General features: G+C 69.7%; 8 protein-coding genes. 1 reads left to right on the top strand and 7 read right to left on the bottom strand.

All coding sequences use genetic code 11. From position 1 onward, the window contains the following. Positions 1-98 precede the first annotated feature (98 nt). Positions 99-1097 carry a trypsin-like serine peptidase gene (locus AC1DHD_RS09925; RefSeq protein ID WP_476879553.1) on the bottom strand — a complete coding sequence of 333 codons (999 nt, stop codon included), beginning with the start codon at positions 1095-1097 and terminating at the stop codon, positions 99-101. Positions 1098-1369: 272 nt separating this feature from the next. On the opposite strand from AC1DHD_RS09925, the gene AC1DHD_RS09920 reads away from it, so the two are divergent. Beyond that, entirely contained in the window at positions 1370-3589 is a 2220-nt protein-coding gene (locus AC1DHD_RS09920; RefSeq protein ID WP_476879552.1) for an NADP-dependent isocitrate dehydrogenase, read from the top strand. Between the two features lie 129 nt (positions 3590-3718). Here the strand turns inward: AC1DHD_RS09920 and AC1DHD_RS09915 are convergent, their stop codons facing one another. From AC1DHD_RS09915 to AC1DHD_RS09890, 6 genes are all read right to left on the bottom strand, one after another. Continuing rightward, positions 3719-4321, bottom strand: a complete 603-nt coding sequence (locus tag AC1DHD_RS09915) for an SRPBCC family protein (protein ID WP_476879551.1) — start codon at positions 4319-4321, stop codon at positions 3719-3721. A gap of 168 nt (positions 4322-4489) precedes the next feature. Beyond that, positions 4490-4999: a mucin-associated surface protein gene (locus AC1DHD_RS09910; protein WP_476879550.1), complete on the bottom strand. Its 510-nt coding sequence runs from the start codon at positions 4997-4999 to the stop codon at positions 4490-4492. Then, positions 4996-6282: a serine/threonine-protein kinase gene (locus AC1DHD_RS09905; RefSeq protein WP_476879549.1), complete on the bottom strand. Its 1287-nt coding sequence runs from the start codon at positions 6280-6282 to the stop codon at positions 4996-4998. The genes AC1DHD_RS09910 and AC1DHD_RS09905 overlap by 4 nt, the downstream gene beginning before the upstream one ends. A gap of 428 nt (positions 6283-6710) precedes the next feature. Then, entirely contained in the window at positions 6711-8108 is a 1398-nt protein-coding gene (locus AC1DHD_RS09900; RefSeq protein ID WP_476879548.1) for a hypothetical protein, read from the bottom strand. A 115-nt stretch (positions 8109-8223) separates the two neighbouring features. Beyond that, positions 8224-9294, bottom strand: coding sequence for a Gfo/Idh/MocA family protein (locus AC1DHD_RS09895; RefSeq protein ID WP_476879547.1), 1071 nt, complete (start codon positions 9292-9294; stop codon positions 8224-8226). 26 nt (positions 9295-9320) lie between these two features. Next, positions 9321-10028 carry an ABC transporter ATP-binding protein gene (locus tag AC1DHD_RS09890; protein WP_476879546.1) on the bottom strand — a complete coding sequence of 236 codons (708 nt, stop codon included), beginning with the start codon at positions 10026-10028 and terminating at the stop codon, positions 9321-9323. Between the last annotated feature and the right edge of the window lie 139 nt (positions 10029-10167).

Here is a 10167-nt window from a genome sequence, read left to right as displayed (position 1 = left end):
GGGATGGGTGGCACGTGGCCCCGCGTTGCCTTTTCCTTTCCTAGTGGGATTTCAGTGGGATTTCGCTGGGATGAAGACTCCGTTCAGGATGAAGAGTCCTAGGAAGCCGCTGCGGCGCTGTAGGCCTGCTGGATGACCGAGCCCCAGTACGGGCCGTACATGGTGGTCGAGTTGCTGCCGTAGCCGTAGCTGTTGATSGAGTTCTGGTAGCCSGAGGAGCTGGTRCCGATGAACCAMGGSCCGCCSGASGATCCGCCGGTCATGTYGCASGGGATGCCCTGGGTGTTGAACTGCGGGTTGTACGGGTCGTTGGTGGCGGTGCCGCTGCAGCTCTTCAGGGATTCTCCGTTGAACGGCGGGGCGGCCGGGTAGCCGAAGGACTTGTACGTCAGGCCGCGGGCGGCGTTGAACTGCACACCGGAGGCCCCGACGACGTCGGCGAGGGACTTGCCGTTGAGCGGGTTCATCACGGCGAAGCCGGTGTCGTAGGTCATGTCGCCGCCGGAGCTCCACTGGGTGGGGGCGTACAGGGTCTTGGCCGTCCACTTGCCGTAGGGTGCGGACCCGTTGAGGTAGGCCGGGACGAAGGTGAAGTTTGTGGCGAAGGCGCCGGGGCCCTCGTTAACGCAGTGGCCGGCGGTGGAGACGGTGCTCTTGTTGGTTGACGTCACAGAGTTGCCCGAGCAGACATAGTTGGAGCCGCCCAGAGTGAAGAACACCTTGCCGATGTGCTTGACTGGGGTCTCGCTGGCGTTGGCCTTGGTCTGGACCTGCTTGGCCTGCGGGGTGGGTGCGGTGCCTTCCACCTTGGCCGGGGCGCCTGTTTCGACGTTCCGGTGGGCGGTCGAGTTGGCCCCGCGGGCCACGGCTTTGGCTGCCAGCACATCGCCCGGAATCGCGGTGCGCATGCGTTCCGCCGTCCAGTAGTCGGCCGTGGCGCCGTCGCTCACGGCGTGGCTGCTGACGTTCGACGTCCCTGCCGGTGCCTTGGCCGGGGCGGCGGTGGCCGCGCCGGCGGCACTGACCGCACTGACCGCCAGGAGTGCGGCGGCGGAGAGGCTCAGGAGGCTGGTGGCCAGAGTCTTGGATGTTCTCATGGGTGTCCTAACCGGGCTAAGTGCGGTGCGGCCTGCCGGGAGGCGGGCCGCTGTGATGGGTATGAAACTACGTCAACTTGACGAACATGTAAAGCAGTTTGTCAAATTCTGTCACACCGGCATTGCGGGGAGTCATGACGGGCCCCCGAGTCACAGGTCCGGGGCGGTCCGTCCCCGATAGGCGCCGAGGCGGCCACCTCGGGTAAGTTAGAGCCGTTGAGATAACACAAGATTTCCGGATATCCGCAGACTTTCAGGGAGACGCCCGAGCAATGGCCAAGATTATCTATACCCACACCGACGAAGCGCCGATGCTGGCCACCTATTCGTTCTTGCCGATTGTCGAGGCGTTCGCGTCGACGGCCGGTGTGGAAGTGGAGACCCGCGACATTTCGCTAGCCGGCCGCATCATCGCCGTATTCGGCGACTACCTCACCGAAGAGCAGCGTGTCAGCGACGCCCTGGCCGAACTCGGCGAGCTCGCCAAGAAGCCCGAAGCGAACATCATCAAGCTGCCCAACATCAGCGCCTCGGTGCCGCAGCTGAAGGCCGCCATCGCCGARCTCCAGGGCCAGGGCTACGCGCTCCCGGACTACCCGGACAACCCCGCGTCGGACGAAGAGACGGACATCCGCTCCCGCTACGACAAGATCAAGGGCTCCGCCGTGAACCCGGTGCTCCGCGAGGGCAACTCCGACCGCCGCGCACCCCTCTCGGTCAAGAACTACGCCCGCAAGAACCCGCACAGCATGGGCGCCTGGACCCCGGAATCCAAGACCAACGTCGCGCACATGGTCGCCGATGACTTCCGCTCGAACGAGAAGTCCGTGGTGATCGGGGCCGACACGAACCTCAAGATCCAGCTGGTCAAGGAAGACGGCACGGTCAAGGTCCTCAAGCGGGCCTTCCCGGTGCTCGCCGGCGAGGTCATCGACGGCACCGTCATGCGTGCAGCCGCCCTGGATGAATTCCTCAAGGCCCAGGTGGCCCGGGCCAAGGAGGAAGGTGTGCTGTTCTCCGCGCACCTGAAGGCGACCATGATGAAGGTCTCCGACCCCATCATCTTCGGCCACGTCGTCAAGGCCTACTTCTCGGACCTCTTCGCCACTTACGGCGAGCAGATCGCCGCGGCCGGACTGAGCCCCAACAACGGCCTCGCCTCCATCCTCAACGGCCTCGAGGACCTCCCCGAAGAGATCCGCTCCGACGTCGAAGCCGCCATCCAGAAGGGCCTCAACGACGGCCCCGAGCTGGCCATGGTGGACTCCGACAAGGGCATCACCAACCTGCACGTGCCCTCCGACGTGATCGTCGACGCCTCCATGCCGGCCATGATCCGCAGCTCCGGCCACATGTGGGGCCGCGACGGGCAGGAAGCCGATACCCTCGCCGTCCTGCCGGACAGCAGCTACGCCGGAATCTACCAGGTTGTCATCGACGACTGCCGCGCCAACGGCGCCTTCGACCCGACCACCATGGGCACCGTCCCGAACGTCGGCCTTATGGCCCAGGCCGCCGAGGAATACGGCAGCCACGACAAGACCTTCGAGATCCAGTCCGCCGGAACCGTCCAGGTCATCGACGACGCCGGCACCGTGCTGATCGAGCACCAGGTCGCCCCGGGTGACATCTGGCGCGCCTGCCAGACTAAGGACGTGCCGATCCGCGACTGGGTCAAGCTGGCCGTCACCCGTGCCCGCGCCTCCGCCACCCCGGCCGTGTTCTGGCTGGACAAGGSCCGCGCGCACGACGCCCGGATGATCGCCAAGGTSGAGGAATACCTCAAGGACCACGACACCGAGGGCCTGCAGCTGGAGATCATGGCCCCGGACGAGGCCACGGCTTTCACCCTGGACCGCCTGCGCAAGGGCGAGGACACCATCTCGGTGACCGGCAACGTCCTCCGCGACTACCTCACTGACCTGTTCCCGATCCTCGAACTCGGCACCAGCGCCAAGATGCTCTCGATCGTTCCGCTGATCAACGGCGGCGGCCTGTTCGAGACTGGCGCCGGCGGCTCGGCCCCGAAGCACGTCCAGCAGCTGCTCAAGGAAAACCACCTGCGGTGGGACAGCCTGGGTGAATTCCTGGCCCTGGCCGTCAGCTTCGAACACCTGGCCACCACCACGGGCAACGCCCGCGCCCAGGTCCTGGCCAACACCCTGGACCGCGCCACCGGCACCTTCCTGCTCGAGGACAAGTCCCCGAAGCGCAAGGCCGGCGAGCTGGACAACCGCGGCAGCCACTTCTACCTGGCCAAGTTCTGGGCCGATGAACTGGCGCGCCAGACCGACGACGCCGAGCTGGCCGCTGCCTTCACTGCCGTCTCGGACGCCCTGAGCTCCAACGAGGAAACCATCGTCGGCGAGCTGCTCGCTGTCCAGGGTTCCCCGGCGGACATCGGCGGCTACTACCGCCCGGACGAAGCCAAGGCTTCCGCGATCATGCGCCCCTCGGCCAAGTTCGGCGAAGTGCTCGCGCTGCTGGGCTAGTTCGCCACACGCAAAGGGCGCACCGGGAGATCCCGGTGCGCCCTTTGGCGTTTCCAGTGCCGGACGGCGACGGCGGCCCAACCCGCCGTCGTCGTCGCCGGCCGAGTGCCTGGCTCCGCGGCGGGACGCCTAGCGCTCGGAGTCCCGGCGGTCCGCTGTCGCGTCGAAGGCCGGCTCGGTGGCCATGTCCGGATCCGTGTCCATTGAGGCGTCGCTGCCTACGACGTCGTAGCCGGTGTCGGTCAGCAGGGGAGCGCCCTGCGGCTGGCCGTCCAGCCCGCCGTTGTTGACGCGTTCCCGCCAGGCACCGGTCTCGAAGTCGCGGCCCTCGATGAATTTCTTGAACCGTTCCAGGTCCGCCCCGACCTGGCGGGCGTCGAGCCCGACGGCCGCGCCGATCTTCTCGGTGGCGGAGCCGGGCTCCCAGCTGAGCTCGACGTCCACCCGGGTCTCCGCCGGCCCGAGTTCTTCGAAACGCACGGTGCCCGCGTTGCGCGGCGCGTCAAGGCTCTCCCAGGAAACCTGCCGGTCCGGCTCCTGGCTGGTGATCCGGGCATCGTAGTCGCGCTTGACCCCGCCGATGCTGGTCTGGAAGTGGACGGTGGTGTCGTCGAGTTGGCGGACGGCGTCGACGCCGCTCATAAACTGCGGGAAGTCCTCGAACTGGGTCCACTGGTTGTAGGCCCGGCTGAGGGGGACGTTGACGGCGATGGATTCCTGGACTGTTGCCATGCTTGCTTTCACTCCTTCGATGGCGGGCGTGCGGCCCGCCCGTTGTGGAAAGGGACGGATACAAGGGTGGTGCGAGTGCCCGGATGCGGGTCGGGAAATCGGGCGGCCGTTTCCGGCCTGACTGACCAAGCTAGCCGGATCCGGGCGATAGCGAAAGCCCGGGGCGCGTCAGTGGTCGCCTTTGCCCTTGTTTTTTCCCTTGGCTTTGCCGACGGGAGCGTTCTGGGCTGCGGCAGCGGCTGCTGCGGCAGCCGCTGCGTCCGCTGCAGCCTGGTCGGCGGCGGCCTTGTCGGCTGCGGCTTTCTCAGCCGCGGCTTTTTTGGCGGCGGCGTCCCGGATGGCTTTCGCCGCGGCCGCCTGTTTCGCCGTGAGGTCGGCACGGACGGCGTCGAGGGCCGTTCTGATGCTCTGGTGGCGCTTGAAGGACACCTTCCCGTCGGCAGCCGCGGCGTCCAGCTTGGCCGCCAGCTCGTCGAGCGCTTTCAACGCGCCGGCCGGGTTGTTGGCGGCCACGTCCTTCGTCACGGTCAGGACCTGGGCCTGGAGCTGGTCGGCGGCGGTCCTGTCGAGGTCGGCGGCCGGGCCGGAACATCCGGTCAGCGAGCCCGCGATCAGGGCAACCGCGACCAACGGGCCGGCGACCACACCAGACCAGGGCCGGTGGCTGGCGACGCTCATGGTTCCACACTCTTCTGCAGTTGTTTCAGGTGCTCGCCGAGGTCGCCGGTGACGGCGGGATAGGGCACGACGGCGGGCGGCTGGGGGAGGGAGAGGACGACGGCGGCAGCGATGACGGCGAGCAGCGCCACAACGGCGACGACGACGGCGGCTTTGGTGCGGCGCCTGGCGTGCCGGAAGCGGGCCAGCGGCCGTGCCGTCCGCCGGGGAGCGCCGGCGCCCGCCAAGTTCGAGGGGGCGGCGGCGTTCGAGGGGGTCGCGCGGGCCGCGTCCGGGTCCAGTACGGGCAGGCGGCGGGTTCCCGGTTTCTTGCCGGTGCTGCTGTCGCCGGCACCTCTGCCGTCGGCCGGAGTGTCCTGCGCAGAGYGGGGCGGGCGGGCCGGCGGGGCGGGAAGGACACGGGTGCGTTCCTCGGCCAGGAGGCCCGGGAGCGACTCGGGCGAAACCAGGGCCTGGCGCAGTGCTACTTCAAGGTCGGCCGCGGCGGGCCGGTCCAGGGGATCCAGGGCGGTCATGGCCCTGATCAGCTGCGCCCATTCGACGGGAACACTGTCCGGGATGGCGGGTGCGCGGTGCAGCCGGGCGACGGCGGATTCGACGGCGCTTCCCGGGTACTCCACGGAGCCCTTGATGCATTCGAGCAGCACCAGGCCGAGCGAGTAGATGTCGCTGGCGGGGCCCATATCCGCACCGCGGGCCTGCTCCGGGCTCAGGTATGCCGCGGTGCCCACCATGGTTCCGGTGGCCGTGAGCCGGGTGCCGTCCACGATCCGGGCAATGCCGAAGTCGGTCAGCTTGGGGCGTAGCGGTTCGCCGGGCCGCACCTGCACGAGCAGGACGTTGGCGGGCTTGATGTCGCGGTGGATGATCCCGAGGGAGTGGACGTACGCCAGGGCATCGGCGAGTCCGGCCCCGATCACCGCCAGCTCATCGAACGGGACCTCGCTGTGCCGGATCCGGCTCCGCAGGTCCTGGCCCTCCACCAGCTCCATCGTCAGGAACGGGCGGGGCTCGTCCGGGACCCGGGTGTCGGTGCCGGCGTCGTAGAGCGTGACCAGGCTCGGGTGGTTCAGGGTGGCCAGGAGTTCAATCTCGGCCTGCTGGCGCTTGAGCTCGTCGGCATCCGCGGATTGGGGCGCGAAGAGCTTCAGGGCCACGTCCCGGCCCAGGTTCTGGTCCCGGGCGGAGTACACCGAGGCCATGCCGCCCCGGCCGATCACTTCGCCTAAACGGTAGCGGCCGCCCAGGATCTCGGCCGTGACCTTACTGGGCGAAGCCTCCACCGTGTTTCCCGTCTGTTGTCCCTGGCGCCGCGGCGGCGCCCCCTAATGAATACTACGGGCAGCGTATCGGGCCGCGGGACGCCAGCCGGATGCAGGTGATGTCTGTGGTGGCGGATCCACCTTTCGCGCGCAGGGATGGGGCGGCGCCGGAGCCGGYGAGGCCGTTGAATCCCCCAGCGGACCCAACGACTTCGCTCCGGCGGCAGTGGACCTGGACGGAGCGGCCGCGCGTTACGGCGGCCGTTCCGTGGGCGGGGCAACCACGACGCGAGGCGTGGAGCGCCTAGGCGGGAGAGGGAAACGGAAGCCGGCTGTCCGGCCGCGGACGGTGGTGTCCATGGGGAAAACTCCTGAATGACTGACGGCGGGCGCACATGGCAACCCGAAGGACCGTGCTCTGCGCAGGAAAATGGCAGAGGACGGCCCTACTAGTCAGGAGAGGAGCCGGGATCAGCGGCGACAGCAGGATGGACGTGCTGCAGCGGTCCGCTGATGGGGTCTGAGCCCATGGGCGGAATGAAGAAGAAAGCGCTCGGCGTCACCGCCGCAGCCCCGGACGGGCCGCTGGCGGCACCGTTGCCGGACCCCGACCCCGGTACCGGGGGGAGCGCGCTCGGTGCCGGCAACCCGGTACCTCCGCCGTTAGGGAGCGGGTGCTCACCGCCGCCGGCGGGCGCGGCAGGGATGCCGCTGCCCGAACCCTGGCCCGAGGGGGCCCTGATTCCCGCAGCGGGCGCACCGGCCGCCGTGCCGGGTCCTTGGACGTCAGGGAGCGTCCGGAAGACAACGTRGTAGCCGGGGTTCGCCGAGAGGAAGCCCGACGGGTCCTCGGCCGGTTCCTGCTGGTAACCCGGCACCGTCAGGTGCTGGGCCGCCCCCCGATCCGTCCGGGCCGGAGTTACGGCCGCGATCCTCCGGGCCGGCACCAGGGGCCCGGAGACGGTCCCGGCCTGGCCCGGCATCGTTACCGGAACGGTCACGGGTACCGGTGCGGCCGGCGGCACTGCGGGCGCGACCGGCGGAACGGCAGGGGGCACGGCGCCGGGAGTTGACCCGACAGCCGGCGGAACCGGATCGGACGCGGGCGGGGCGGCCGGGACGTCACCGGCCCCCGGAACGGGATCGGTGGGCGGAACGGCTGGCTCCGGCGCGGGAGCAGGTTCGACCGGGGGTGTGGGGGCTGGGTCGGTCCCGGGAGCAGGGGGTGGCGCGGGCGCGGGGGCCGGGTCCACGACGGGGTCGGGGGCCTGGGTGGTGGCGGGCGCGGGCGCGGGGACGGGGTCGCTGGCCGGTGCAGGCGCCGGAGCGGGCGCCGGAGCGGTCTCGACCGCAGGGAGGCTGGCGGCCGGTGCGCTGACGGGAGCGGCCGCCAGCACCGGTTCAATGTTCAGCGGAGTGGGCGGCGGCGCGGCCGGAGCCGGCAGCGGAACAGCAGCCACGGGGGCCGCCACGGCCACCGGCGGGGCGGGCGCCACGGCCACCGGCGGGGCGGGCGCCACAGGTGCGGCGGGCACCGCCGTCGTGACGGCAGGTACCGGCACCGGGGCAGCCGGTGCCACCCGTGCCACCGGTGCGGCGGCAACCGGCGTGGCAGTGACGGCCGGCGTCGGAGATGTGCCGGGTGCTACCGGGTCGTCAGCCCTGGGCAGTTGGATCATGGTGCCGACGGCCGAGACCGGAACAGAAGAGACCGCACTGTAGGCCGGAGGTGCTGCGGCATTGGCCGAGGCCGCGGAGAGCGCCAGCCACGCCAGCCCTGCGCCTAATCCCAGGAGCCCGCGCTGCAGGAGGCGGCGCGCACGGGGGCAGTTTGTTGCAGGTTCCATGCGCAACTCACCTCCCCGAAACCCTTCGACGATTGGACTACAGGGTAAGTCCGGGGGCCGCGGCGAGTCCATAGCCCGCGGCAATATCCGCCCCGCAGAGCCCGGAAATCCGGGGTCAGCGCGCGTCGTTCGGGTAACTGATTCCCAGCTGGGCGCGCACGCCGTCGAACAGCCGCATGGTGTTCAGGGAGTCCTCCAGCGGCATGACCGGGCTCTCGTTTAGACCCTGCTGGATGCAGCGGGTGACCTCGCGGAGTTCGTACGTGTAACCGCGGCCCACCACATCAAACAGCTCGGTCCGCGGCTCCTCGAAGCCGACGCGCACCACCAGTTCCTTGGGGTTGTTGATGGAGCCGACGCTCTGCAGGAACCCCAGGCTGCCGGCCACGGTGGCCGTCCGGGGACCGTGGGCCAGCAGCGAGGAGGTCAGCTGCGCCTGGGCGCCGTGGTGGTAGCCCAGCGTCAACGCGTTCTGGGCGTCCACGCCGTCGTCGTTGATCCAGCCGGTGGCGCTCACGGTCTGCGGGAAGCCCAGGGTGCCCAGCGCCCACAGCAGGGGATAGATGGTGATATCGAGCAGGGCGCCGCCCCCGTCCGCCGGGGCCCAGAGCCGGGACGTCGGGGAGTAGGGGGCCGGGAAGCCGAGGTCGGCCGCCACCCATTTGACCTCGCCGATTTCCCCGGACGCGGCGATCTCAAAGGCGCGCTGCGTGCCGGGCAGGAACCGGCTCCACATGGCCTCCATCAGGAACAGTCCCCGCTCCCTGGCCAGGCCGATGAGGTCCGCGGCCTCCCGGGCGTTGACGGTCAGGGCTTTCTCGCACAGCACGTGCTTGCCGGCGAGCAGGGCCGCCCGGGCGATGGTGTGGTGCTGGGCGTGGGGGGTGGCGACGTAGACGACGTCGACGGCGTCGTCCGCCAGGAGCCGCTCGTAGCCGGCCGCGCCGTCGTGGTCCCCGTACGCCCGGGCGAAGCCGTAGTCGGCCGCGAAGGCATCCGCCGCGGCCTGGCTCCGTGAGCTGACGGCGTACAGCTCGGCGTCGGCCAGCAGCGCCAGGTCCCGGGTGACGGCGGCGGCGATCCCGCCGGTGGCCACCACGCCCCACCGCAGCCGCGCGCCCGTCGCGGTCCGGGGATCCTGGTCGGGTTGGCTGGACAGCCACGGGTTGGCGATGGGGGCTCTCATGATGCCATCCTCTCACCCGCCTGCCGCTACACGGGGGTGCCCGCCGTCGCGTGGTTCCGGGCAGTTTCTTCGGTGAGCCGGCCCTGCTGGAGCCGGAACCGCCGGTCCGTTTTATTGGCCAGGGCACGGTCGTGGGTGACCACCAGGATGGTGGTGTTGTGGTCCCGGCTCAGGGCGCTGAGGAGCTCGATGATGTGCTCACCGGTCTGCTCGTCGAGGTTGCCGGTGGGCTCGTCAGCCAGGATCAGCTTCGGTTCGTTGGCCAGGGCGCGGGCGATGGCCACGCGCTGCTGCTCGCCGCCCGAGAGCCGGTTGATCCGGCGGGTGTGCTTTTCCGGGTCCAGCTGCACCTGCTCCAGGAGCTCCCGGGCGCGCTCGGCCCGGGCGGCTTTGCGGAGGCCGGCGAACTCCATCGGCAGCATCACGTTATCCACGGCCGAGAGGTTCGGGATGAGGTTGAACTGCTGGAAGACGAAGCCGATGTCACGGCGCCGGTAGCGGGTCAGCTGTCCGTCGGGCATCCCGGCCAGGCTCACGCCGTCCACCAGCACGTCGCCGCTGGTGGGCTTGTCCAGCGCCCCCAGCAGGGAGAGCAGGGTGCTCTTGCCGCTGCCGCTCTTGCCCACGATCGAGGCGAGGGTGCCCTGTTCGAGTTCAAAGCTCACATCGTTGACCGGCTTGATGGTGCGGTCGCCGGACTTGAAGGTGCGGACCAGGTTCTTGACTTCGATCATGGCTATTCTCCTCGGAGGACTTCGATGGGACGGATGCGGGCGGTCAGCAGCGCAGGGACCAGCGCGCCAATGATGGCGACGCCGAACACCGCGGCGATGCCCGCCGCGATGACGCCCGGCGAGGCGCTCGCGGTGACGG

This window comes from Arthrobacter sp. 05L45_2 (genome assembly GCF_056397525.1).
The sequence above is the reverse complement of the archived record's forward strand: the minus strand, read 5'-3'. Positions and strand labels throughout refer to the sequence as shown.